Raw genomic sequence first — 23,473 nt, 5'->3', positions numbered from 1 at the left:
GGACCCATACCATGTCACTCAATCACCAAAGACGACTGCCATCGAAGACATGCGCCCTCTGGCCGAACGGTTTACTGAAGGCCTTGCACAGATAGCTGGCCATGAATACCGCCTCATTCATGGCTATCCAGTCATCCCGATGCAGGGCGCAGGACCAGGGCTCTTTTGTGACCGGGTCTTTGCAGACATGGATCAGCTGATGGAAGCGTGGATCGTCATGATCGAACCCCATTGCCTTCAACCAGGAACGCATCATGCGGTGGTAGAGGTTGTTGAATGAGTAGACCCCGAACCAATCTGGACCGAACGCCCCCAGGCTGTCGTAGGCGTTCCTGTTGAGCATGATCATCAGGTGGTAGTGCGGCTTGTCGCTGTTGACCTGCTCGCGTGCCCACAGGTAGTGCAGCTGGGTCGGGTACTTGGTTTGCCTCCGCTTGAGCTCGTAGCGGAAGAAGTAGAAGAACCGTGCCAGCACGGCGTTGGTCTCATGCATCGGCAGACGCGGCATCTCATCCGGGAAGTGGAGATCCACGCGAAAGATGAAGGTGGAATGGTTGATCCGTGTCACGGCGTCAAGGGTCTGCAAGGACCGTTCCAGGTAGTTCACGACCAGTGGGCCATCTGTCCAATGCTGGACGTCAAAGCCTCGATAGATGTCTTCGTAGTGAAGGCGCAGCTTGTCGTTAAGCGGATGGCAGAGGGGGTGATGTTGAAACATGAGGAGATACCTCGCTGTGGGAATGGTGAAAGATTCCGCAGCGATGGTCTTGTCGATCGATAGGAGGATAATAGGAAGCGGTATGTACTGACCTTGATGTGATGCTGTCGCTCACTTGAACTTCATCATCAGGCGTTTTCCAGTCGCCTGTGAGGTCAATCCCTAGAAGGTCATGTTGGGTGATGGTTTCATTGGGAGTGGTCTGTATGGGACCACTCCTCGGATGATCCTTCATGATCCTGGATGGGCTTTCACAAGTGAGCCCATCATGACCTAGTGACCTATCCCTGTAGACCCTGTTAGGAGTCTAGTGAATCTCCTTATAATACTTACCCGTCAGTGACGCATGTCGGAACCCCAGGGAAACGCTATCCCTGGACATGCCAATCGCCCCAGTTTTCTGGCGAATGAGGTGTCACTAACTTTCTCGGGAAATTCCGTTATCGATCCGTACAAGACACCGCGACGCGATGACGTCACGGTTTCGCTGCATCCCATCTCACAGCGCTGTAAAATATTACGTCGTCCTGGCTTGTCATCCTGGGAAACATCGGACGGATGTTCTGAAACATGCTCAGGAAGCCGACGGAGGCCGGAAAACCCGGCTTTTTCCCGTAGCTGACGTATACCTCGATGATGTTGCGGGTGTGTCGCCCAGGATCTTGCCCGTTGTCGATTCAATCGAATTTCAAACCTGTACTACCTCCTTGAAGCCCCAGACGGGTGGCTTCGTTCTCATGTCTTTTTCGATGGAAGAGGTAATGTCATGTCCATGTCTTGTCCCAGCTGTGGCGCGTTGCGGGTCGTGTCGCGCCATCGCGGGCGGAAGGTAGGAGGCTCCACGGGGGCGGTGGCCGGTACCGCCAGTGGGGCGGCCGGCGCCTGGAGTGGCGCCGAGGCCGGAGCCCTGGTGGGCGCAGTAGGCGGTCCGGTCGGGATCGCTGTCGGCAGTATCGCCGGAGCCGTCTTTGGTGGATTGGTCGGTGGCACGGCAGGCGGTGTCGCTGGGGCACGGCTGGGTAGTCAGCTGGATGATCAGGTGCTCGACAATCTCGAGTGCCGTGCCTGCGGCCACACCTTTCGTCCCCATATCGATTGACCCCTAAAGATCCGTCTCACGAGTCCATCGCTGCTCAGCGATGATCCCGCGACTCCCTTTATCAACATGCTCACGGTCGGCCTGCTTCCTTGGGGAGCGGGCTGTTATGCAGTGCTCGACTCTCAAGGAGCTTTCCCCATGGCACACCTGATCGAACAAATGGCCTACGTTGGCGATACCCCCTGGCATGGCCTGGGCCAGCAGCTGTCTCGTCATCAGCCGCTGGAAGTCTGGCGACAGCAGGCCGGCATGGACTGGCACATCGAGGAATCCCTGGTGCGCTTCATTGCCGACGGCGCTGGCCACCTGGGCAGCATCCATTCCTTCCCCGAGCAGAAAGTGCTCTACCGCTCCGATACCAAGGATCCACTGTCGGTGGTCTCCCAGCGTTACAAGGTGGTGCAACCGGAGGAGGTGTTGGAGTTCTACCGTGATCTCACGGAATACGCGGGATACGAATTGGAGACGGCCGGGGTGCTCAAGGGTGGCCGCAAGTTCTGGGCCCTGGCGCGCAGCGGCCTGGGCGGGGCATTGAAGGGCCAGGATCAGGTCAACGACTACCTGCTGCTGGCCACTTCCTGCGACGGCTCGTTGGCCACCGTCGCCACCCCGACGTCCGTGCGGGTGGTCTGCAACAACACCCTGACCATCGCGGTGGATGGCACCTCCCAGGGCGTGAAAGTGCCACATAGCACCGAGTTTCGCCCTCAGCTGGTCAAGCAGCAGCTGGGGATCTCCGTGTCCCAGTGGGACGACTTCATGTACCGCTTGAAGACCCTGGCTGAGCGCAAGGTCAGCCAGGAGGAAGCGAGAACCTACTTCCAGTCGGTGGTCTGCAACGCCGAGGCGCCGATGGACGATCCGTCCAAGCTGCCCAACGTTCGCGCCCTCAATCGCGTCCAGAAGCTCTATCAGGGTGAGGGGCGCGGCTCTCAGCTGTGCACGGCGCAAGGCACCGCCTGGGGCTTACTCAATGCGGTCACCGAGTACGTGGATCACGAGAAGCGCGCCCGCAGCAACGACTACCGCATGGACTCCGCCTGGTTCGGCCAGGGCGCCGGCCTCAAGGACAAGGCGCTGGAGTCTGCCCTTGCGCTGGTGGGCTGATCATCACTCAGCAAAACATCCACCCAGCCTTTCCCTCATCGCGGCAGAGCGCCCGGCCCCTTCAAAGGCCGGGCGCTACTGTTTCAGGAGATACCAATGCAATCGCCCATGACGTTCGAGATATGCCGGGCCCTGACCCAGCTGACCCGTCAGCTGCTGGAGGCCGGCGAACAGGCAACCGAAACCCACGTTCTGGCCAAGGGGCAGGTCTATCGCGTGGCCGTGTCCCTGGAGCCGGTCCCGATCGAGCAGCTCCCTGACGTCATCCAACGCTATCGATAACGGAGGCCATCATGGCAACCCCTATTCATCCCAAGACCGCCAACCAGGCACCGGTCGCACAGGCCACCCAGGACAGCACCGCGATCATCCAGGTGATCGAGCGGGCCGCACTCAATCCCGAGGTCGACATCGACAAGATGGAGCGTCTGCTCCAGATGCAGGAGCGTGTGCTCGACCGCCAGGCGCTGATGGCCTACAGCGCCGCGATGGCGGCCATGCAGACCGAACTGCCGAGCATCGCCGAGCGTGGCAAGACCAACAACGGTCACTACGCCACCTTGGAGGACATCGTCGATACCGTGCGCCCGATCATGAAAAAGTACGGCTTCGCGGTGAGCTTCCGCATTCAGACCCAGGAACGCGGCATCCAGGTCACCGGCGTGCTGATGCACCAGGACGGCCATCGGGAAGAGACCAGCATGCTGTTGCCGGCCGATACCAGCGGCAGCAAGAACGCCGTTCAGGCCTTCGGCTCCTCTACCAGCTACGGCAAGCGCTACGTGCTCTGCGCACTGCTCAACATCACCACCCGCGGCCAGGACGACAACGGTCAGGCCGCCGCCCCGGTCAAACTCGTCACCCCTTTCCAGGCCGGGCAGATCCGGCAGCTGATCGCCGCCTGTCCTCCTGCGACCCAGGAGTGGTTCGTCGGCAAGTACGGCGACGCTGAGCAGGTGCCGCGCGGCGACTTCGACAGATTGCGTGCCTCCCTGCAGAAGCGGGCGCAGCCCAACCATCAACATCACTGATCGGGCGGCGAAGGGACCTCCCCTCGCGGCCTATGCCGTGTCATCGAGAAGGAGAACGTCATGCAGATACTGGCGCTGGACCAGGGCACGCCCGAGTGGCATGCCGCCCGTCTGGGTATCGTCACCATGTCCGAGCTGAAGACTCTGCTGGTCAAGGGCAAGGGACCGGGCGGCTTCGGTGCCGGGGCCCTCAGCTACATGCATCAACTGATCGGAGAGCGCATCACCGGCGAGCCGTCCGATGCCTTTCAGGGCAATGCCCACACCCAGCGCGGCCATGAGCTGGAGCCCGTGGCCCGGGAGCTCTATCACGAGGCCACCGGTCTGCCCCGCCTGGCGCAGGTCGGCATCATCCTCAACCACGGTGTGGGCTATTCGCCGGACTGCCTGGTGGATACCAATGGCTTGGTGGAGATCAAGACCAAGCTGCCCAAGTACCAGATCGAGCTGCTGCTGGCCGACGAGCTACCTCAAGAGCACGTCGCTCAGTGCCAGGGCGGCCTGTGGGTCAGCGAGCGGGAATGGATCGACTTCGTTAGCTACTGGCCGGGGATGCCGCTGTTCGTGAAGCGGGCCTACCGGGACGAGGTGATGATTCGCACCATCGCCGAGCGGGTCGAGGCCTTCTACGAGGAGCTTGATCGTCGCATGGCCATGGTCATGGCGGCCTGATGCCTGATGAAAACCTGGTGGATTTACACGCCTAGTGGTTGGCAGTGAGGAGGTGGTGTCCTTCGCTGAGAGGGGATGCCTTTGAAAAAATAACATGATAATGCCGACACAGCTTCCTGCTTAGGAAGCTGTGTCGGCTGGTGGAGCGGTATTTTTTTAGTCGGCGGGAATGTTGCGGCTAGGTGGAATGACGAGCGTGTTTTTTTACCCTATTTATGCAAGGTCTCTTTCGGCTATTTTTTCTAGGATCCAGTCCTGAATTTCTTCCTCTACCCAGGCGACATTTCTTTCTCCCAAGGATACTGGTTTTGGGAATCTTTCTTCGGAAATGTATTTGTAAATGGTGGAGCGTGCAAGACCTGTAAGGCTGGTGACATCTTTAAGCTTGATTAGTCTCATGGCGCTTTCTCCAGAATTGGCTCATGAGATGTTGTTGGTGTGTAGAAATTTACGTTGTGAGTTAGGGCAGATTTATTGCAGGGCCAAGAAGGTTTGCGACCTTGATAATCGCTTCTTTTCGCTCGTCGAAGTAGTCGTAACGGTCGTAGATGCCTTCGACGCCCTTGAGCTTGTGATTCAAGCAACGCTCCGCGACATGCCCCGGTACACCAACCGCAGCGAGTAAGCTGCGGCAGGTGCGGCGCAGATCATGCACAGTAAACTCGGTGATATCGCCCATCCGGTTCTCTGGTTGCGGCTTCTTGCCAGGCTCCTTGCCAAATAGCTTGGCAATGGCACGATTCAGCGTGTCTTTGCCCATGTGGGCCCGCTTACTGCTGCGGCGATTAGGAAAGACATAGTCCGAGCCGCAGGCACGGATCTTGAGCTCTTCCAGCCAGCCGATGGTTTGCGGTGGGAGGGGAATGACGATCCCGGCGCCTGTCTTGCTGCGCTCACCGCTCAGGTTCCACCGGCCGTTCTTCAGGTCGAATTCTGACCACTGGGCTTCGGTAAGTTCGGTCTTACGTACTCCCAGGACGAGCAGTAGCGCGCAGGCGAGGTAGTTGTCGCGGCTGAAGCTGTCGCTATTGTCTCTGAATGCTTGGAAAACGTTGCGAATCTCATCGAGGCTCAAAACCCTATCGCGGCTTTTCTCAATACCGCCTGCGTCGTTGACGTTGAAGGCTGATGCTGGGTTGTAAGTTAAAATTCCCAGTTTTATGGCGTGGTTGAACATCTGTTTAAGATACATCAGTGTGTCATTAGCTATTGTCGGCCTACCACTATTTGTTACTCGTCTAATTATTTCACGGATATCAATTGGAGTGACAGCATCCAGCGATCTACCCCCGATGAGGGGCGCCACTTCTTTTTTGTATATCCGCTTTGGAATAGCTGGGTGCTTGAGTCTTCTCTCTAGCTCCGGGTACCAGTCAGCAAACAGGTCCTCCACTGTCCTGATCAAGGCTTGGCTATCGCGTTTGCGTTCCTCGATGGGGTCAAGGCCTTTGCGGATAGACTTCTGGTTTTCAACCGCTTTCGTCCGAGCCTCGGCGAGAGAGAGGTGGGCATGTTTGCCCAGTGTCATCTCACGCCGCTTGCCAAACAGCGTGTATCGCAACATCCAGTAAGGAGTTCCTTTCCTCGGTATCATCAGGTACAGGCCGTTGCCGTCGCTGTAGCGCCCTGCTTTACCCTCCTTGACAAGCGACTGGCTCTTCTTGGCGGTAAGGCTTCCCATTATTTCCTCTCGTCCCCCGTGGAAAATAAAACAAACGACCGTTTGATAGCTGCTCGGGCTAGGCTTGGGCTAGATAGGCGGCTCAATGTCATATGAGCTCGTCACTGGCGCCCAGTGGGCCTTTTTGCAACGGCATTTAGAGTGCCAGCGGGCACCTCCCCCACTTTCTCCCGGTCATGCACTCGGATCGACATGGTTGGGGAGTATCTTCAAGGGTATGTGTCTGAGGGAGGAGAGGCAATGCTTTTTCTCCCCGGTTTACTCCCCGATATGATCTGGATTTCCGGGGATGCTGGTGGGTCTTGGTGGATTTCTTATGTCTTTGTTTCTTTGAAAAACAGTAGTTTAATGGTTTTTGATGGCCTTTGGTGGATGCTACTCGATGTTCTGAATCTGCTCGCGCATCTGCTCGATCAGGACCTTCAATTCCACCGCGCAGCGGGTGGTGTCGGCGACCACGGACTTGGACGACAGGGTGTTGGCCTCGCGGTTCAGCTCCTGCATCAGGAAGTCCAGGCGACGGCCGATGGGGCCTTTCTGCTTAAGCTGGCGGCCGACTTCGGTGACGTGGGTATCGAGGCGGTCGAGCTCTTCGGCGACGTCGGCCTTCTGGGCCATCAGCACCACCTCGGCCTCGAGCCGGTGGGGGTCGAGCTCGACGTTGAGGTTGGCGAGTTTCTCCTCGAGCTGGGTGCGCTGACGTTCGAGGATCTGCGGCATCCTTTCGCGTACCTCGGCCACCAGCTCATGGATGGCCGCCAGGCGCTCCTCGATCAGCGCCTTGAGCTGCTCGCCTTCCCGCGCACGGCCTTCCACCAGGTCATTCAGGGCCTGCTTGAACATCTGGTTGGCGGCTTGCTTGACCGCGTCCAGATCGAGTCCACCGCCTTCGAGCACCCCAAGATGGCCGAGCATGGCCAGGGCGTCGGGCATGTGCACCTCGGGCAGGGTGGCGCGTACCTCGGCCAGGGCCGATGACAGGGCGGCGAGGCGCTCATGGTTGACGCTCAGGCTGTCGCTCTTGTCGCTGGCATCAAAGCGCAGGGTGCACTCGATCTTGCCCCGGGCCAGGCGCTTGCGCAGGGCGTCGCGGAAGCCGGGTTCCAGGTCACGCAGGGCCTCGGGCAGTCGGAAGTGCGGCTCCAGGTAGCGCTGGTTCACGCTGCGCAGCTCGAGCTGCAGGCTGCCCCACTCGGCCTCGAGGTCCTGGCGCGAAAAGGCGGTCATGCTGTGAACCATGGTCGGTCTCCTGGCGAATTCCTGGCGTCGGGCACGGTGGTGTCGCAGGGCCGTCGAGGGTGCGCTCGACACCGGTGAGCGCAGTGTACCCGATTCATCGGCCAAGGCGTGTAGAATGGGCGGCCTTCGTTTTCCATTCCATGATCGACGTCGTCCCCTTCGCTGCGCCAGGCGATGCCGCGGCAAGAGGCGTGTCGACCAAGAGAGGTGCCATGTCCACGGACATCCGTCGTCCCAGCGGACGCGCTTTTGACCAGACCCGCGAGATTCGTCTCACTCGTGACTACACCCGCCACGCCGAAGGCTCGGTGCTGGTCGAGTTCGGTGACACCAAGGTGCTGTGCAACGCCAGCGTCGAGGCCGGTGTGCCGCGCTGGTTGCGGGGCAAGAAGCAGGGCTGGGTCACCGCCGAGTACGGCATGCTGCCGAGGGCGACCCACTCGCGCAGCGGGCGCGAGGCGTCACGCGGCAAGCAGGGCGGTCGCACCCTGGAGATCCAGCGCCTGATCGGGCGTTCGCTGCGCGCGGCGGTGAACCTGAAGAAGCTTGGCGAGTTCACCATCACCGTGGACTGCGACGTGATCCAGGCCGATGGTGGCACGCGTACCGCTTCGATTACCGGGGGCTGTGTGGCGCTGATCGACGCCATCCGCTACCTGCAGCGCGAGAAGCTGATCAAGACCGACCCCTTTTCGCAGCTGGTAAGCTCAGTATCGGTGGGGCTCTATCGCGGTCAGCCGGTGGTGGATCTCGACTACCCGGAAGACTCCAGCGCCGATACCGACATGAACGTGGTGCTGAGCGAATCCGGCGAGCTGATCGAGGTCCAGGGCACCGCGGAGTCCGGCACCTTCACCCGTGGTCAGCTCAACGCCATGCTGGATCTGGCCGAAAAGGCCGGGAACGAGCTGTTCGAGCACCAGCGTGAGGCGCTCGGCAATCGCGCCTGAGCGGTCGCCGTGACGAGATGAGTCGCATGAACGAAGGCGCCGGCCCCCTGAGGGGCCGGCGCTTTCGTGTCCGGCCCCGGACCCGGGCCAGACGGCGACGAAGGGAGGCTTACAGTTGCAGGTCGTACTCGACGATCAGCGGCGCGAACTCCGAGAAGGTGGCGTCGTAGTCGATCCAGGCGTCGGTGATATGGCGACGGAAGTTCGGCCCGACGATCTGGTAGTCCAGGCGCCAGCCCTCCTGACGGGAGCGCGGCTGATCCTGGTCCAGCGCCGGCCACCAGGTGTACTCGTCACCGTCGCGGTTGATCTCGCGGAAGGTGTCGATGAAGCCGGTGGGGCCGAACACCTGGTCCATCCAGGCGCGCTCTTCGGCCTTGAAGCCGGGCGTCGTCTGGTTGTCGGCCCAGTTGGCCAGATCGATGGTCTTGTGGGCGATGTGCCAGGTGCCGCAGATGATGTACTCGCGGCGCTTGCGAGCCATCTTCGACAGGTACTCCTGGTACTGGGCCATGAACGCCTGCTTGGCGTCAGGATCGCTGCCGTCGGGCATCAGGAAGCTGGCGATCGAGAAGCGATCGTAGTCGGCCTGCAGAAAGCGTCCTTCATGGTCGCACTGGGGGAAGCCCAGGCCGTACATGATGGCCTTGGGGATCTTGCGGCAGTAGAGGCCGACCCCTGAGAAACCGTCCTGTTCGGCGTCGAGGAAGTAACCCTCGTAGCCCTCAGGATAAAGAATGCTGTCGTCCAGCTCGAAGCTTTTGGCCTTGATGTTCTGGACGCAGACAACGTCGGCGTCCTGGTTGGCGAGCCAGTCGAGAAAGCCTCGACCGACGGCCTCGCGGATGCCGTTTACATTGATGGTGGCGATTTTCATACGTGGTCCCTTTTGCGTCGCGCGTGTATGATACCCGACGTTTCGACGTTTGGGTAAATGGCCGGTCGAGAAAAACGTGATAAGGCCAGGCAATTGGACAGGAGGCCTCGTGGCTGACATGGCACCTCAACCGCCAGGCGCGGCGCGCCTTCATCCCTACCAGCGGGAGTTCATCGAGTTCGCCATCGGCGAGGGCGTGCTCAGTTTCGGTGAGTTCACCCTGAAGTCGGGGCGGGTGAGCCCGTACTTCTTCAACGCCGGCCTGTTCAAGACCGGCCGCGCCCTGGCGCGCCTCGGGCGCTTCTACGCCAAGGCCATCGAGCAAAGCGGGATCGAGGCCGACGTACTGTTCGGGCCGGCCTACAAGGGCATTTCGCTGGCGGCGACCACCGCCGTGGCGCTGGCTGACCATCATGACCGTGATCTGCCCTTTGCGTTCAATCGCAAGGAGGCCAAGGACCACGGCGAAGGCGGCAACATCGTCGGAGCCGCGCTCGACGGTCGCATCATGATCATCGATGATGTGATCACCGCTGGTACGGCGATCCGTGAGGTGATGGGATTGATCGACGGCGCCGGCGCCCAGGCCGCCGGGGTGGTGGTGGCGCTGGACCGGCAGGAGCGCGCCAGCGACGACACCGACAAGAGCGCCATCCAGCAGGTGCAGGCCGAGTTCGGCATCCCGGTGGTCAGCATCGTCGGCCTCGACCAGGTGCTGGCCTACCTCGAACAGAGCGGGGGCGATACCCTCAAACCCCACGCCGACGCCATCCGCGCCTACCGCGAACGCTACGGCGTCAGCGCCTGAGTCGCTATGGCTTCCTTGCGCCGAGGTCTTCCTCCCTGGAGGGCCTCGGTGATCTCCCTGCCTCACATCGTCCTCCGCCGCGATCCTGGTGATGTCCAATGCTCGACGTGGTGCTCTATCAACCCGAGATTCCGCCGAACACCGGCAATCTGATACGCCTGTGCGCCAATACCGGATTTCGCCTGCACCTTATTGAGCCGTTAGGCTTTACCCTAGACGATAAGCGCCTCAGGCGCGCGGGGCTGGACTACCATGAGTGGGCGCGGGTCCGGGTCCACGCCGACTGGCAGACGTTCCTCGACGAGGTTTCGCCCTCTCGGGTCTTCGCCGTCTCGACCCGCGGGCGGCGTGGTTACCACGAGCCCGACTATCGTTCCGGCGACGCCCTGGTGTTCGGCCCCGAGACCCGTGGCCTGCCCCAGGCGATGCTCGATGCACTGCCGCCGGAGCAGCGCCTGCGCATCCCGATGCTGCCGGACAGCCGCAGCCTGAACCTGTCCAACGCCTGTGCGGTGCTGGTGTTCGAGGCCTGGCGACAACTCGATTTCGACGGCGCGGCGCGACTCGATGTCCAGCCCGGCGCCCAGGACGACGCATGAACGCACCTGTGAAGACGATCCGTGAACGCATCCGCGGCCTCAACCCGCGTCAGCGCGAGGCCGTGCACTTCATCGACGGTCCCTGCCTGGTGCTGGCCGGTGCCGGCTCCGGCAAGACCAGCGTGATCACCACCAAGATCGCCTACCTGATCCAGGAATGCGGCATGAGCGCCCGGCGCATCGCCGCGGTGACCTTTACCAACAAGGCCGCCCGCGAGATGAAGGAGCGGGTCAGCTCGATGCTGCAGGGGCGTGAAGGCCACGGCCTGACGGTGTCGACCTTCCACACGCTCGGCCTCAACATCATTCGCGGCGAGCTCAAGGCGCTGGGCTACAAGCCGGGTTTTTCACTGTTCGATCCGGAAGACGCCAAGGCGCTGCTGCGCGACCTGATGAACAAGGACGCCCAGGTCGATGCCGACCAGATCAATCAGGTCCAGGGAGTGATCTCCAACTGGAAGAACGACCTGATCCTGCCCGGCCAGGCGCTGTCCCACGCCGCCACCGAAGACGAGCAGTACGCCGCCCGGGTCTACGAGGCCTACGTTCGCCACCTCAAGGCCTACAACGCGGTGGACTTCGATGACCTGATCCTGCTGCCGGTGGTGTTGCTGCGCGATGACCCCGAGGCGCTGGCCCGCTGGCGGCGCAAGATCCACTACATGCTGGTGGACGAGTATCAGGACACCAACGTCAGCCAGTACATGCTGGTACGCATGCTGATGGCCGAGCGCCAGACCTTCACCGTGGTCGGCGACGATGACCAGTCGATCTACGCCTGGCGCGGTGCCCGGCCGGAGAACCTGGTGACCCTGGGCGAGGACTTTCCGCGGCTCAAGGTGATCAAGCTGGAGCAGAACTACCGCTCCACCGGCACCATCCTGCGCGCCGCCAACACCCTGATCGCCAACAACCCCCACGTCTACGACAAGACCCTGTGGTCGGACATGGGCCAGGGCGATCCGATCCGGGTGGTGGTCACGCGCCACGAGGAGGCCGAGACCGAGCGGGTCGCCAGCGAGATCCTGACCCGCCGGATCAAGGAGCGCGCCGAGTGGCGCGACTTCGCGGTGCTCTACCGCGGCAACTTCCAGGCGCGCCTGCTGGAATTGAAGCTGCAGCACTACCAGATTCCCTACAAGCTGTCCGGCGGCACCTCGTTCTTCTCCCGGGGCGAGATCAAGGACGCCATGGCCTACCTGCGGCTGTTGATCAACCCGGCCGACGACAACGCCTTCCTGCGTATCGTCAACGTGCCGCGTCGCGAGATCGGCCCGACCACCCTGGAGAAGCTCGCCAACTACGCCACCGAGCGCGGCGTCTCGTTGTTCGCCGCCTGTCACGAGCTGGGGCTGGCCGAGCAGCTGCCGGCCCGCGCGGTGGAGCGCCTGACGCGGTTCACCCACTTTATCGATGGCGTGCGCCGACGCATGGATCAGGGTGATGCCATCGCCGCGATCCGCGAGATGATGCGCGAGATGGACTACGAGGCCTGGCTCTACCAGAACGCCAGCGCCCCCACCATCGCCGAGCGGCGCATGGCCAACGTGTGGATCCTGATCGACCAGCTCGAGAAGTCGATGCAGGCCGATCCGGAAGAGAACACCGCCAGCACCGATACCGAAACCGACGACGTGGAATCAGCGATCTCGCGCCTGGTATTGCGCGACATCCTCGAGCAACAGGCGGAAGAAGATGACTCGGATCGTGTGCAATTGCTGACCATGCACGCCTCCAAGGGCCTCGAGTTCCCCCACGTCTACCTGATGGGTCTCGAGGAAGAGCTGTTGCCTCACCGCAACTCCATCGAGGCCGGCACCGTGGAGGAGGAGCGCCGCCTGGCCTACGTTGGCATCACCCGTGCCCGGCGTACCCTGACCATGACGCTGGCGCGCCAGCGCAAGGCCTACGGAGAGTTGATGGACTGCGCCCCCAGCCGCTTCCTCGACGAGTTGCCGCCGGATGATCTGGAGTGGGAAGGACGCGCCGATCGGGAAGACCCCGAGCGCAAGCAGGAGCGGGGCAAGAGCGCCATCGCCGGGCTGCGCTCGCTGCTGGACTGAATCCATCCACAGCCGCTGGATCGCCATGGGCTGTGGATAAACCCGAAGGCATGAAGGCCTGTCACGACTCGAGAGCAGGACCAGGCCTCGCCAGCAGACCAACGCAAGCGGGGCGCCCATGGACGCCCCGCTGCTACATCGCGTGAGTCGATTTACTGGGTCATGTAAATGACGGCCGCCTTGATCTCGTCATCGGACAGGCTCGGATTGCCACCCTTGGGCGGCATCGCGTTGAAGCCGTTGATGGCGTGGTCATAGAGGGTGTCCATGCCCTTGGCCAGGCGCGGCTCCCAGGCGGCGGCGTCACCGCGAACCGGGGCGCCGGCGACGCCGGCTTCATGGCACGCCATGCAGATGCCGCCGTAGACCGCTTCACCATCGATGGCCGCCACCGCCGGGTCGACCTCGGCAGAGCCCGCATCGGCCGCAGCGGCGTCGTCGCCGCCAGCTTCGTCGCCAGTCGCATCGGTGGCAGCGGCGTCCTCACCTGCTGCTTCGTCGCTGGCAGCGGCGCTGTCGTCCGATGCTGTCTCTTCGGCGGGGGCCGCCTCGCTGGCGCCTGCGTCGCTTGACGGCACTTCCATCACCGGCTCGACCAGGTAAGCCACCGCCGCATGGACTTCTTCATCGGACAGGTTCGGGTTGCCGCCACGGGCCGGCATCGCATTGAAGCCGTTAAGAGCGTGATCCAGCAGGGTGTCGAAGCCCTTGGTGGTGCGTTCGGCCCAGGCCGCTTCGTCGCCGCGCTTGGGTGCGCCGGCGACGCCGGTATCGTGGCAGGCCATGCAGATGCCGCCGTAGACGGCTTCCCCATCGACGCCACCGCCCGACGCTGCGGCGTCACCGCCGCCTGACGCGGCGGCCATGGCGCTGCCACATTCCTGGCCTTCGAGGCACACAGAACCTACCGGGGCCAGGCGCTCGGCCATGGCGTCACGCTCGGCATCGTCCTGTGCCATCGCCTGGCCGGAGCCCAGGCCCAGGGTGATCAGACACCCCATGATCAGCTTGCTGGATTTCACTCTCACCACCTCTGTAACGGTCGCTTGATGGAAGTTATTGTTGGTGGCGCCGAGCACGGCCATCGTCCCTATCGCCGGGCGTCACGCTGTGCCGGCAGTATAGCGAGATCGCTCGAGACGGGAAAATGTCGCCCGTCGCCGGGAAGGTGGCGCTGCGGGGCTTGGGCATGGCCTTGGGTGGACACCGGCGGGTGCGCAAGGTAGGATATGGCTCGCCGCGTGATAGGTTCAGGCGGCACCGCGCGCCCTTAGCTCAGCTGGATAGAGCGTTGCCCTCCGGAGGCAAAGGTCAAAGGTTCGAATCCTTTAGGGCGCGCCATAGAATTCAAGGGCTTACGACACTGTCGTAGGCCCTTTTTCATGTCTGGAGGGTAGGTCGGCAGGGGGGCATCGAGCGCTCGAATCGGGCCATTCACTGCCGTTGAATTTGCCCATTGCTGCACGAGCACATGCTTGAAAGTGCACGGTTTTCTGCCGAAGTTCGCCCTTGAGACGAAAGCGCCTTTGCTGATCTGGATCAAGTCGGCCTTTGTTGCCGAGCGCCGTTGGCCAGGAGCGAGCGGCAGCTCGGCTCCTGGCGTGGACATGGGTCTGGACTTCACGCTTCTCTGGCGTGGACGTTTCTCTTCTCTGGCGTGGACGTTTCTCTTCTCTGGCGTGGACGTTTCTCTTCTCTGGCGTGGACGTTTCTCTTCTCTGGCGTGGACGTTACCGGGCGCTCGCTGGGGGCTTACTCGACCGGACCGCTATCCAGCTCGCTGAACACGACCTGGGCGTAGTCGCCGTGTTGCTGGTCGGTTTCCCACACCCCGGTACCCAGGCAGGCGCCAGATTCCGGCTTGGTGTTGCACTGGTTATAGGACCCCGCCTTGAAGTACATCCAGTCACCGGCGTAGCCGTGCGGATGATCGGCCTCGTCGACCTCGCCGTCGGGACCGACATTGTCGGCCAGGTTCTGCTCGAAGGTGCGGGTGGGGTGGCCGTCTGACGCGAAGGTCAGGTGCATGACGTCGTCCTTGACCTCGACCCGATAGCGGAAGCTCTCGCCCAGGGCGATGCCCGCCTCGCCCGGATCCTCGCTGCCGCTCCAGTCGTTGCCCCACACCGCGTGGCTGATATCGATGCGCTCGGGGTCATCCTTCTCGAGGTTGCGTTCATAGTTCCAGAACACCGAGCCGGTCTCGTGGTCGGGAAACTTCTTGTAGTAGATCTTCAGCGGTTCGTTGCCGTGGCCGAAGCCATTGTCCTGGGCCAGCACCGCTTCGTCCTTGCCGGCGTGGATCTGGCCGATGACCACCGAGTAGGCCGCCGCCCGGTCGGGCTTGTCGGTGCGCTCGGCGACGTGATCGACCCGCAGCGTGGCATCGAGGTAGCCGCCGATCTGGGCGTAGCGGTCAGCCTCGGGGTGGGAGGCGAGGGCAAAATTCTGCTCAGGAGCCTTGGGGCCCAGGGCGTCGTCGGCGCCGGCCAGCATCTGGCGCAGTTCCGTGCGTGCATTGCTGGAATTGGGGGTGGTGAAGGCGCTGTTGGGGGTCACGAAGACCAGATTATTGTTGTCGTTCAGATAGTAGTAGTCCGGATGTTGATAGGACTGAAGCTCGCCGACCGATATCTCGTCGACCTCGTCGTCGCCGTCAGCGTCCATGGGCAGGGTCAACTTCCAGGTCGTGAGGTCGAAGACCTGCGCCGGTGGCGTATCCTCGGCGGCGGCCACGGAGGATACACCGAAGGAGGAGACGGCCAGGGCCGACAGCGCGACGATCAAGGGCTTGCGAAGGGGGTGGCGAAGGGACTGGTAATGGGGCTGGCAAAGGGAATGGCGTTGGGTGAGTTGGCGGCAGTGAGTTTCGTGTTCGAGCACAGCGTTGTTCCTTGTTGTCCTTGGGTGGCATCAGCAAGGCTAGAATTGCGTTTCAGTATTGTCAAAGACGATTCATTAAAATAAAACAACGTTTTGATGTTTATGGGCTGTGTGTTAACCAAAAAAGCCGCCCGGAAGGGCGGCAAGGCGGGAAACCTGTCGGGCCTATGCGTGACAGTCGACAAGGGTGTGATGGGGTGAGCCGATAAGCGGCCCGTCTTCCGACGTGGCGTGAAGGGCCGTTGGCACATCGACCTTGAAGCGGCCCACCAGCGTGGCCATGTCTCGAGCCCGCTCGTCGAGGGACTCGCTGGCGGTGGCAACGCGTTCGACCAGGCCGGTGTTGCGTTGGGTGACGTCCTCCAGTTGCGCCAGTGCCTGAGTGATCTGTTCGATACCCAGTGACTGCTCGGTCGCCGCGGTGGAAATCTCCGACACCAGGGTCGCCGTCTGCTGGGCATGCTCGGAGATGGTGACCAGCGCCTCGCTGGTGGAGGCCACCAGGCGCTCGCCCTTGTCGACCCGCTGCGTACTGGTGGTGATCAACCGGCGGATCAGGGTGGCTTCCTCTGCGCAGCGGCTGGCAAGCTTCTGCACCTCAGAGGCCACCACCGAAAAACCTCGACCCTGGTCGCCGGCGCGCGCCGCCTCCACCGAAGCGTTCAGGGCTAGAATATTGGTCTGGAAGGCGATGTCGTCGATGGCCTCGACGATCCTGGTGACTTCCTGATTGGCGTCGCGAATCTGTTCCATGGCCGTACGGGTCTGGGCGGCGTTCTGGCTCAGGTCGTTGGCGCGGCAGGCGACTTCACGGGTCATTCCCTGCGCCTGGCGAGCGGAGTCCGAGGTCTGCTTCACGGTGGCGGTGATCTGCTCCATGCTGGAAGCGGTCTGGATCAGTGAGGCCGCCTGCTGCTCCGTCCTGCTCGCCAGGTCCTGATTGCCCCGGGTGATTTCTCCACTGACCGCCTCGACGGCGCTGGCGCTCTTCTTCAGGTTGACCACCAGGCTGGCAATATTGCTCAGCGAGTCGTTGAAGGCACGATAAAGCTGAGACAGCTCGTCCTTGCCGGGGACCGCCAGTCGCTTGGTCAGGTCATCTTTCTGCTCGCGGATGTCCATCAGCGCAATCTTTAGAGGACGCACCACGCTGCGGGCGGTCACAATCGAAAACACGAAGGTAATACCCATGACCACAAGCATGGCCAGAGCGTGCTTGAGCAGGTAGCTGAAGGACGCATTCTGCAAGTCGTTGATACGCGCCAGAAGGTGCTGCTCTGCCGACCGGGAGATCTGCTGAATGCCATCGATATACTCGGTCTGGGCCTCGAACCACTCCTGGTGATCGATACCGAAGCCGCCGCTTGAGGCCTTGTCGAGGACCACGCTGCGCATGGCATTCAAACGCTCGCCAAGTGCGCTGTCGGTCAGCGTCTTGAGCTCCTCCTGAACCCTCGGTGATGAAAGCTCGAAGAAGTTCTTCTTGTGCACATCGGACTTCACGATCAACGAAAGCAGCTTCCTGAACATTGCAGGCGATATCGCGTCGGCGCTGAAAGAGGCCGCCAGTACCGCCCGTTCTATGCCGGCCAGCTCCTTGATGTTCAAAAGGTCATAGTAGGCCGTCAGCTGACGGGCGACTTCTCCCTGATCGACGCCAAAGGTCAGCTTGGCGACGATATCGATCAGCGCCTCGTTGATGTTGGTATAAGCGTCCGTCGATGCTTCGGAAGATATGTCGAGACCATCGACCTTGCGCCGTAGGTCATCCTTTCCCTCAAGCAGACGCTTCGCGAGATCGACCTGTGCTTCGATTCGAGGGTCATGACGGGAAAAGTCGATGTCAGCGATGTAGCGGGCGAACGCTTCAACCTCGACATTGGTCGCCTCGCGTTGCACCGGTAGCTCTGCGTGATAGTTGCGGCCCTGGCTGCTGAGAAAGGCGGCCGTCATCCCCCGTTCGCGCTGAAGTTCGTGCACCAGGTTGGCCGAATGACGCCCGAGGACCGCCACCTCTTGAAGGCTGTCCATCTCGGTGACGACCGCCTGGCGTTCCAGCACCGTGGAGAGCGTCATCCACAGGATGGAAAGCAGCGGCAAGAAAAGCACCAGGAAGAACTTTCTTCCCATGGTCAGGCGATCAAGGAGTGATGTCATTGGCAGAGGGCTCATGCTGGGAGGGGCCAACCGGCAGTCATGGGATGAGCGAAGTCATTTCCTGACTTGCTCATCGCTCGGACTGCCTCCGATTAGCAGCGATGCCAGGGTTATCGACCCATGAAAGCGTCAAGTTGAGAGCAATATGCTAAAGCGCTTCGCACCAATGATCTGGATCATGAGAGCAGCCGGTTCTCGGCCATGATGCTCAGGTTCGACCGCGACTATTCGCTGGGTGACGGAGGTTTCACGAAAACGGCCGCCTCGGAAGGCGGCCTGTCTTTTTGCCTAAACCTCAGAACCCTGGTCCTGAGGCGAGTCGGGGGAATGTTTTCGGTCAAGCAGGGTGGTCAGGGAGGGATGCGTTCGGATGGCGGGCATGGGCGCGATGGCTGCGACCGACGAGTGTCACGCCGATATACAGAGCCGATGACACCACGCAGCCGGTCAGCGGACCGATCAACCAGCCCACATCGGCGAACAGCATCATGTAGCCGCTGGTGAAGAAGCCGCCGAGCATGGCCGCCAGCGCCCCCCAGGCCGAGCCCTGCCAGAAGGTCGAGATGAACACCGGGCCGATCAGGCTGGCGAGCAGGGTGCCGGTGCCAAGGATGCCGAGCCAGGACAGCATGAAGGGCGGTGCGTAGAGCATCATCAGCAGCGCCAGCACCCCGAGCACCAGCACCGCGGCCCGGTTCAGGCCCAGGACACGCCGTGCCGAAGGCTGGCGTTCGGCAAAGATCGCCAGGCGCAGGTCGTGGGAGACGCTGGAGGCCACGGTGTGCAAAAGGGAGTTGGCGGTGGACTTCATGGCGAAGATGATGAACAAGGTGATGACGCCCTGGATCGCCGGATGCATGAACTGCTCGAGATAGACCGGCATGGCGCTGTCGGGGTCCGCCAGTCCCGGCAGCTTGACCCTGACGTAGAGCCCGACCAGCGGAATCAGACTGAGCAGGCCGCCGAGCACCGCGACGTAGATACCGACCTTGTGCAGCTTGACCTCGGGCTTGAAGGCCAGGAAGCGGATCGCCATGAACGGCAGCACCGCCGCGAACAGAAAGGCGTAGGGCAGGACCAGGAAGACGTTGCCTCGGGAGGCGCCGTAGTGGGCCCCGTTGGTCGGGTTCAACAGCTCCGGGTCGATGGCGTTCAAGCCGCTTTCCCACTCGTTCACGTCAATGGTGGTCAGCATCTGGATGACGATGATGACCGCCGCCAGGGCCATGCCCCAGACCATGATGGTGTCGGTCCAGGCCACCGCGGCCAGCCCCCCGAGCATGGTGTAGAGGATGATCACCCCGACCATCAGCATGGCGCTCTGGTCGAGCTCGATGCCCAGCCAGCTGGCCCCCAGAAGCCCCACCGCCTTGATCTGACTGGTCAGGAAGACCAGCAGCAGCACCACGGTGATGATCGCCGATACCGCCTGCAGCACTCGCCCCATGGCGCCGCCGCCGTGGGACTGGCCGATGTACTCGGGGATGGTGTTGCTGCCCATCTCGATCGCCTTGCGCTGCATGAAGCGGGCGAAGTAGAGCACCGCGATGACCATCGCCGGTGCAAAGAAGAAGTTGCCCAGCACCTCGATGGCACCAAACTGGTAGGTGACCCCGGGCGAGCCCATGAAGCCCCAGCCGCTGAATCCGGTGGCAACGATGGTACCGGCACCGACGAAGGCCCCCAGCGAGCGCCCGGCGACCAGGAAGCCGGCGGCGTCATCCTTGTGCATGCGCCGGGAAGACAGGTAGCCCAGATAGAGCATCAGGCCGAAGGTCATCAGCAGAAGCGCCCAATTGAACAGGGTAAAGGAGTCCATGTGCGTCACCTCGGTTGGCGGGCCTTGAGTTCTCGACGCAGGTAGGCTGCACCGGTGTGAATCAGCATGTAGAGCGTTAGAATGGCAAAGGTGGTCAATACCCAGGAGTTCATGAGGAAGCCTCTATTGTTTGTTGTTGGACGTCGACAATCGGCAGTCGTCGAGAGGTAGCGTCGATCTCCATCGACAGATTCAAGGTATTTTCTTGCCGCTGATGCGACCAATAAGAACGACAAATCGATGCATGATCTATGCCAATGAGGCCCCAGGTTGAAGACGATACCGAGTGAGTTATTGCGTACCTTCGTGACCATCAATGAGCTGGGAGGCTTTACCGCGGCAGGAGAGCGCCTGGGGCGTTCCCAGCCCGCCATCAGCCTGCAGATGAAGAAGCTCGAGGAGATGCTGGGTACTCGCCTGTTTCTGCGCGGAAGTCAGCTGGAAATGACCCAGGATGGTGACTATCTCTACCAGGAAGCCAGGGCCATGCTGGCGATCAATGATCGGCTGGTGGAGAAGCTTTGCGGAGGGGGCGTCAGTGGCAAGGTAAGGCTAGGTATTCCCAACGATTTCGAGCTGGCATTTGTGCCGCGAGTGCTGAGGAATCTGGCGCGGGTCTACCCCAATATCGAGGTCGAGGTCGACTGTGAGATCAGCAGGGTCATACTCCAGCGTTTTCACAGGCACCACTACGACATCGCCCTGGTGATGGAGCCGGAAAGGGTCGACGATGATCGCGATGCTCGGGATATCCGGGTAGATGACCTGGTCTGGGTGGTCGGCGACACGGCATTGCTCGAGGGTGAAGCGCCGCTGCCTCTGGTCACCTATCCCCTGGGGTGCCTGTACCGCTCGGCGGCGGAAGCGGCGTTGAGGGCCAGGGCGATGTCCTATCGGGTGAGCTACGCCAGTACCAGCCTGCTCGGTATCTTCACCGCGGTGGAGGAGGGCCTGGGCGTGACCGCCCTGGCGCGCAGCGTCAGCCCCGACCACTTGCACTGCGTGGATGGCGCGGACCGGCTGCCCGAGCTTGGACGGGTGACCTTCGGCCTGCACTACCAGACCGGCGAGCTGTCCGTGGCGGCGCACCACGTGCTGGACTACCTCAGGGCCGGGCTCGCCGACATGGGGGGCGAGCGGCCCCCCATGTCACGTCCCGGCCGGTGATCGCCGGATCGGTTCAACCCACGATGTTGTGCGCCGGCCCGTAGGGGAAGCCGGTGATATTGTCGGCGCCGTCTTCCTTGACCACCAGGATGTCGTGCTCGCGGTAGCCACCGGCGCCGGGCTGGCCTTCGGGAATCATCAGCATGGGCTCCATCGACACCACCATGTTGGGCTCCAGTACGGTATCGATGTCCTCGCGCAGTTCGAGACCCGCCTCGCGGCCGTAGTAGTGGCTCAGGGTGCCGAAGGAGTGCCCGTAGCCAAAGGTGCGGTACTTGAGGACGTCGTGCCTGGCGAAGATCTCGTTGAGCTCGTGGGCGATGTCGCTGCAGCGGGCGCCGGGGCGAATCAGCTGCTGTCCGCGCTCATGGACCTCGCAGTTGATCTCCCACAGCCGCAGATGGGCATCGCTTGTGTGCTCGCAGAACAGGGTGCGCTCCAGCGCCGTGTAGTAGCCCGAGATCATCGGGAAGGTGTTGAGGCTCAGGATGTCGCCGGGGCGCACGCGACGGCTGGTGACCGGATTATGGGCGCCGTCGGTGTTGATGCCGGACTGGAACCATACCCAGGTGTCCATCAGCTCGCTCTGCGGGTAGGTCTTGGCGATCTCGCGCACCATGGCGCTCTGGCCGGCCAGCGCCACCTCGTACTCGGGCACCCCGGCGGCGATGGCGTCGCGTACCGCGACACCGCCCACGTCGGCGATACGCGCACCCTGACGGATCAGCGCGATCTCTTCGGCGGACTTGATCATGCGCATCTGCATGGTGGGTACGCCGATGTCGACCAGCTCCACCTCGCCAAGGGCGCTTTCCAGCTTGTCGCGGTTGGCCAGGGTCAGATGGTCGAACTCCACCCCGATGCGTCGTTTGCCTTCGCATAGCCGCATGATGGCCTTGAAGAAGTTGTCCTTCTGCCAGTCGGTGTAGACGATGTTGTCGCCCAGACGGTTGCGCCGATACGGTTGGCCGCCGTCGATGTTGGCGGTGACGGTAGTAAAGCCTTCCTGGGTCACCACCAGTCCGTAGTCGCGGCCGAAGCGACAATAGACGAAGTCGCTGAAGTAATTGATGTTGTGATAGGAGGTCAGGACCACGGCATCGACCTGCTGCTCGGCCATGTGCTGGCGCAGACGGGCCAGGCGGCCCTGCATCTCGGCGTCGCTGAAGGTGGGGGTGACCTTTTCACCGTTGGGGATCTCGATCAGAGAGGGCAGTTGCATAGGGGCTCCTTGTAATTCTTGGCCGACAGGGCGGTGGTTCTCATCCTGCGCTGGCGCCAGCCTCGACGCTGACCACCACGCTGGATCGACTATCGTCGTGGAGCCGTCAACGGCGCCAATCACAACCGCAAATGCCCCCATTTGCGCCAGAAAAATGGTTCTTGAACAGTGCGTTAAAGAAGTGTCTCGAAGCGCTTGTGGTTGCCACCCCAGGCCTGTCGAAGGGCCACCCTGACCACTGTCCAATGGCTTTGCATAAATCAGGCTTATGCAAAGCATAAAATTTTGAAAATTGTCTAATACGCCTACCTGGCCGAGTCTCAAGTGACGCCTGTCTTGCCGTCAACAAAGCGGTGGCGGGCCCAGATCACAATCACAACGACTCAACGGGTACCCCCATGACCTCCAGGATGCTCCCCCTGCTGGCGCTTGGCGCCTTCGCCGGTCTTTCCACCTCGGCCCAGGCCCTCGACATCAAGCTCGGCCACGTGCTGGCCCCGACCCATAGCTGGCATATCGCCGCTGAAGGCTTCGCCGACGAAGTGCGCGAGGCCACCGAGGGTCGCGTCAACTTCCAGGTCTTCCCCAGCGGCCAGCTCGGCAACGAAAAGACCATGGTCGAAGGCATGCAGATCGGCAGCGTGCCCGCCGGGGTGATCGGCTGCGGCTCCTTCCAGCCGCTGGACGCCCGCTTCGGTATCGTCGAGCTGCCCTACTCCTGGGCGGACCGCGAGGACGCCTACGCCGCCTACGACGGCGAGCTGGGCGAGGCGCTGGAAGCCATCGCCTCCGACTACAACATGAAGATCCTGTCATGGTGGGAGAACGGCTTCCGCCACGTCACCAACAACCAGGGCCCGGTCGAGACCCCCGAGGACCTGGCCGGCCTGAAGATCCGGGTAACGCCGGACAAGATGCGCCTGGATACCTTCACCGCGCTTGGCGCAAGCCCGGCCCCGCTGTCCTTCGGCGAGCTCTACTCGGCGCTGCAGCAGGGGGTGTTCGACGCCCAGGAAAACCCGCTGTCGATCATCCATTCCTCGTCCTTCTTCGAGGTCCAGGACTACGTCTCGCTGACCGGACACGTATGGGCACCGGCCTGCCTGACCGTCGCCAACAACGTCTGGCAGCGCCTGTCCGAGGACGATCAGGCGGCGGTCCAGCAGCTGGCCGACGACTGGCGTGACGAACAGCGCCGGATGACCCAGGAGGACGACTCGCGTCTGGTAGCCGAGCTCGAGGCCGAGGGCATGAGCGTCAACGAGGTCGATACCGCGCCGTTCAATGCCGCCGTCCAGGGCGTCTGGACCGACTACGAAGACGTCTTCGGCAGCGACCTGATGGCGCTGGTGAAGCGCTATCGCGAAGGGCAGTGAGCGCG

General features: G+C 62.1%; 22 protein-coding genes and 1 tRNA gene. 13 read left to right on the top strand and 10 right to left on the bottom strand.

Going from position 1 to position 23,473, the window contains the following annotated elements; translation table 11 throughout:
• Positions 1 to 22 precede the first annotated feature (22 nt).
• The gene (locus tag NKF27_RS20445; RefSeq protein WP_035470195.1) at positions 23 to 718 is read right to left on the bottom strand and encodes an inovirus-type Gp2 protein; all 696 of its coding nucleotides are present in this window, start codon (positions 716 to 718) and stop codon (positions 23 to 25) included.
• A gap of 766 nt (positions 719 to 1,484) precedes the next feature.
• Here NKF27_RS20445 and NKF27_RS20440 point away from each other — a divergent pair.
• The 5 genes from NKF27_RS20440 to NKF27_RS20420 all read left to right on the top strand — a co-directional run bounded on the left by NKF27_RS20440 (position 1,485) and on the right by NKF27_RS20420 (position 4,627).
• Entirely contained in the window at positions 1,485 to 1,817 is a 333-nt protein-coding gene (locus NKF27_RS20440; RefSeq protein WP_035470198.1) for a hypothetical protein, read from the top strand.
• A gap of 138 nt (positions 1,818 to 1,955) precedes the next feature.
• Positions 1,956 to 2,924 (top strand): DUF932 domain-containing protein, encoded by a 969-nt coding sequence (locus NKF27_RS20435; protein WP_035470200.1) that lies wholly within the window; start codon positions 1,956 to 1,958, stop codon positions 2,922 to 2,924.
• A 96-nt stretch (positions 2,925 to 3,020) separates the two neighbouring features.
• A complete protein-coding gene (locus NKF27_RS20430) occupies positions 3,021 to 3,206 on the top strand; it encodes a hypothetical protein (RefSeq protein ID WP_035470203.1) in 186 nt (61 codons plus the stop codon).
• A gap of 11 nt (positions 3,207 to 3,217) precedes the next feature.
• Positions 3,218 to 3,955, top strand: coding sequence for an ERF family protein (locus tag NKF27_RS20425; RefSeq protein ID WP_035470206.1), 738 nt, complete (start codon positions 3,218 to 3,220; stop codon positions 3,953 to 3,955).
• 60 nt (positions 3,956 to 4,015) lie between these two features.
• Positions 4,016 to 4,627 (top strand): lambda exonuclease family protein, encoded by a 612-nt coding sequence (locus NKF27_RS20420; RefSeq protein ID WP_035470208.1) that lies wholly within the window; start codon positions 4,016 to 4,018, stop codon positions 4,625 to 4,627.
• Positions 4,628 to 4,840: 213 nt separating this feature from the next.
• On the opposite strand, the gene NKF27_RS20415 is transcribed toward NKF27_RS20420, so the two are convergent.
• The 3 genes from NKF27_RS20415 to NKF27_RS20405 all read right to left on the bottom strand — a co-directional run bounded on the left by NKF27_RS20415 (position 4,841) and on the right by NKF27_RS20405 (position 7,547).
• A complete protein-coding gene (locus NKF27_RS20415; protein ID WP_035414227.1) occupies positions 4,841 to 5,026 on the bottom strand; it encodes an AlpA family transcriptional regulator in 186 nt (61 codons plus the stop codon).
• Between the two features lie 61 nt (positions 5,027 to 5,087).
• On the bottom strand, positions 5,088 to 6,308 hold the full coding sequence (locus NKF27_RS20410; RefSeq protein WP_152480003.1) for a site-specific integrase: 1,221 nt from the start codon (positions 6,306 to 6,308) through the stop codon (positions 5,088 to 5,090).
• 375 nt (positions 6,309 to 6,683) lie between these two features.
• Positions 6,684 to 7,547 (bottom strand): YicC/YloC family endoribonuclease, encoded by an 864-nt coding sequence (locus tag NKF27_RS20405; RefSeq protein ID WP_253554683.1) that lies wholly within the window; start codon positions 7,545 to 7,547, stop codon positions 6,684 to 6,686.
• 212 nt (positions 7,548 to 7,759) lie between these two features.
• Between NKF27_RS20405 and rph the strand changes: the two genes are divergently transcribed.
• Entirely contained in the window at positions 7,760 to 8,497 is a 738-nt protein-coding gene (rph, locus tag NKF27_RS20400) for a ribonuclease PH (protein ID WP_045992108.1), read from the top strand.
• Positions 8,498 to 8,606: 109 nt separating this feature from the next.
• Here rph and NKF27_RS20395 read toward each other — a convergent pair whose 3' ends face one another.
• Positions 8,607 to 9,374 (bottom strand): exodeoxyribonuclease III, encoded by a 768-nt coding sequence (locus NKF27_RS20395; RefSeq protein ID WP_045992107.1) that lies wholly within the window; start codon positions 9,372 to 9,374, stop codon positions 8,607 to 8,609.
• Positions 9,375 to 9,492: 118 nt separating this feature from the next.
• Between NKF27_RS20395 and pyrE the strand changes: the two genes are divergently transcribed.
• From pyrE to rep, 3 genes are all read left to right on the top strand, one after another.
• Complete coding sequence (pyrE, locus tag NKF27_RS20390; protein ID WP_253556524.1) at positions 9,493 to 10,182, top strand: orotate phosphoribosyltransferase; 690 nt, start codon at positions 9,493 to 9,495, stop codon at positions 10,180 to 10,182.
• 98 nt (positions 10,183 to 10,280) lie between these two features.
• Positions 10,281 to 10,781, top strand: coding sequence for a tRNA (uridine(34)/cytosine(34)/5-carboxymethylaminomethyluridine(34)-2'-O)-methyltransferase TrmL (trmL, locus tag NKF27_RS20385; RefSeq protein WP_253554681.1), 501 nt, complete (start codon positions 10,281 to 10,283; stop codon positions 10,779 to 10,781).
• Positions 10,778 to 12,844 (top strand): DNA helicase Rep, encoded by a 2,067-nt coding sequence (gene rep / locus NKF27_RS20380; protein WP_108132000.1) that lies wholly within the window; start codon positions 10,778 to 10,780, stop codon positions 12,842 to 12,844. Before trmL ends, rep begins: the two co-directional genes overlap by 4 nt.
• A 152-nt stretch (positions 12,845 to 12,996) precedes the next feature.
• On the opposite strand, the gene NKF27_RS20375 is transcribed toward rep, so the two are convergent.
• Positions 12,997 to 13,866, bottom strand: a complete 870-nt coding sequence (locus tag NKF27_RS20375) for a cytochrome c5 family protein (protein WP_253554678.1) — start codon at positions 13,864 to 13,866, stop codon at positions 12,997 to 12,999.
• Between the two features lie 242 nt (positions 13,867 to 14,108).
• On the opposite strand from NKF27_RS20375, the gene NKF27_RS20370 reads away from it, so the two are divergent.
• Together NKF27_RS20370 and NKF27_RS20365 are read left to right on the top strand one after the other, a co-directional pair.
• Positions 14,109 to 14,185 (top strand) — tRNA-Arg (locus NKF27_RS20370).
• A gap of 134 nt (positions 14,186 to 14,319) precedes the next feature.
• Complete coding sequence (locus NKF27_RS20365; RefSeq protein ID WP_253554675.1) at positions 14,320 to 14,628, top strand: hypothetical protein; 309 nt, start codon at positions 14,320 to 14,322, stop codon at positions 14,626 to 14,628.
• Here NKF27_RS20365 and NKF27_RS20360 read toward each other — a convergent pair.
• The 3 genes from NKF27_RS20360 to NKF27_RS20350 form a co-directional block, all read right to left on the bottom strand.
• Positions 14,597 to 15,727: a polysaccharide lyase family 7 protein gene (locus NKF27_RS20360; protein ID WP_253554672.1), complete on the bottom strand. Its 1,131-nt coding sequence runs from the start codon at positions 15,725 to 15,727 to the stop codon at positions 14,597 to 14,599. The two genes, NKF27_RS20365 and NKF27_RS20360, sit on opposite strands and share 32 nt — an antisense overlap.
• Positions 15,728 to 15,892: 165 nt before the next feature.
• Positions 15,893 to 17,884 carry a methyl-accepting chemotaxis protein gene (locus NKF27_RS20355; protein ID WP_253554669.1) on the bottom strand — a complete coding sequence of 664 codons (1,992 nt, stop codon included), beginning with the start codon at positions 17,882 to 17,884 and terminating at the stop codon, positions 15,893 to 15,895.
• Positions 17,885 to 18,221: 337 nt separating this feature from the next.
• On the bottom strand, positions 18,222 to 19,703 hold the full coding sequence (locus tag NKF27_RS20350; protein ID WP_222568638.1) for a sodium:solute symporter: 1,482 nt from the start codon (positions 19,701 to 19,703) through the stop codon (positions 18,222 to 18,224).
• A 270-nt stretch (positions 19,704 to 19,973) separates the two neighbouring features.
• Here NKF27_RS20350 and NKF27_RS20345 point away from each other — a divergent pair, with 270 nt between their 5' ends.
• Positions 19,974 to 20,870: a LysR family transcriptional regulator gene (locus tag NKF27_RS20345; protein WP_253554666.1), complete on the top strand. Its 897-nt coding sequence runs from the start codon at positions 19,974 to 19,976 to the stop codon at positions 20,868 to 20,870.
• 13 nt (positions 20,871 to 20,883) lie between these two features.
• Here NKF27_RS20345 and NKF27_RS20340 read toward each other — a convergent pair whose 3' ends face one another.
• Entirely contained in the window at positions 20,884 to 22,092 is a 1,209-nt protein-coding gene (locus NKF27_RS20340) for a M24 family metallopeptidase (protein ID WP_253554663.1), read from the bottom strand.
• 398 nt (positions 22,093 to 22,490) lie between these two features.
• Between NKF27_RS20340 and NKF27_RS20335 the strand changes: the two genes are divergently transcribed.
• Positions 22,491 to 23,468, top strand: a complete 978-nt coding sequence (locus tag NKF27_RS20335) for a DctP family TRAP transporter solute-binding subunit (protein ID WP_253554661.1) — start codon at positions 22,491 to 22,493, stop codon at positions 23,466 to 23,468.
• Positions 23,469 to 23,473 lie beyond the last annotated feature (5 nt).

This window comes from Halomonas sp. DN3 (assembly GCF_024137905.1).
Lineage (GTDB): Bacteria > Pseudomonadota > Gammaproteobacteria > Pseudomonadales > Halomonadaceae > Halomonas > Halomonas litopenaei.
The sequence above is the reverse complement of the archived record's forward strand: the minus strand, read 5'-3'. Positions and strand labels throughout refer to the sequence as shown.

Coding starts and splice junctions, on each gene's coding strand:
- rep (WP_108132000.1), top strand. CDS start 10,778: ATGAACGCACCTGTGAAGACGATCCGTGAACGCATCCGCGGCCTCAAC.
- NKF27_RS20445 (WP_035470195.1), bottom strand. CDS start 718: ATGTTTCAACATCACCCCCTCTGCCATCCGCTTAACGACAAGCTGCGC.
- pyrE (WP_253556524.1), top strand. CDS start 9,493: ATGGCACCTCAACCGCCAGGCGCGGCGCGCCTTCATCCCTACCAGCGG.
- NKF27_RS20410 (WP_152480003.1), bottom strand. CDS start 6,308: ATGGGAAGCCTTACCGCCAAGAAGAGCCAGTCGCTTGTCAAGGAGGGT.
- NKF27_RS20420 (WP_035470208.1), top strand. CDS start 4,016: ATGCAGATACTGGCGCTGGACCAGGGCACGCCCGAGTGGCATGCCGCC.
- NKF27_RS20355 (WP_253554669.1), bottom strand. CDS start 17,884: ATGACATCACTCCTTGATCGCCTGACCATGGGAAGAAAGTTCTTCCTG.
- NKF27_RS20340 (WP_253554663.1), bottom strand. CDS start 22,092: ATGCAACTGCCCTCTCTGATCGAGATCCCCAACGGTGAAAAGGTCACC.
- NKF27_RS20350 (WP_222568638.1), bottom strand. CDS start 19,703: ATGGACTCCTTTACCCTGTTCAATTGGGCGCTTCTGCTGATGACCTTC.
- NKF27_RS20405 (WP_253554683.1), bottom strand. CDS start 7,547: ATGGTTCACAGCATGACCGCCTTTTCGCGCCAGGACCTCGAGGCCGAG.
- NKF27_RS20395 (WP_045992107.1), bottom strand. CDS start 9,374: ATGAAAATCGCCACCATCAATGTAAACGGCATCCGCGAGGCCGTCGGT.
- trmL (WP_253554681.1), top strand. CDS start 10,281: ATGCTCGACGTGGTGCTCTATCAACCCGAGATTCCGCCGAACACCGGC.
- NKF27_RS20435 (WP_035470200.1), top strand. CDS start 1,956: ATGGCACACCTGATCGAACAAATGGCCTACGTTGGCGATACCCCCTGG.
- rph (WP_045992108.1), top strand. CDS start 7,760: ATGTCCACGGACATCCGTCGTCCCAGCGGACGCGCTTTTGACCAGACC.
- NKF27_RS20415 (WP_035414227.1), bottom strand. CDS start 5,026: ATGAGACTAATCAAGCTTAAAGATGTCACCAGCCTTACAGGTCTTGCA.
- NKF27_RS20440 (WP_035470198.1), top strand. CDS start 1,485: ATGTCCATGTCTTGTCCCAGCTGTGGCGCGTTGCGGGTCGTGTCGCGC.
- NKF27_RS20335 (WP_253554661.1), top strand. CDS start 22,491: ATGACCTCCAGGATGCTCCCCCTGCTGGCGCTTGGCGCCTTCGCCGGT.
- NKF27_RS20430 (WP_035470203.1), top strand. CDS start 3,021: ATGCAATCGCCCATGACGTTCGAGATATGCCGGGCCCTGACCCAGCTG.
- NKF27_RS20425 (WP_035470206.1), top strand. CDS start 3,218: ATGGCAACCCCTATTCATCCCAAGACCGCCAACCAGGCACCGGTCGCA.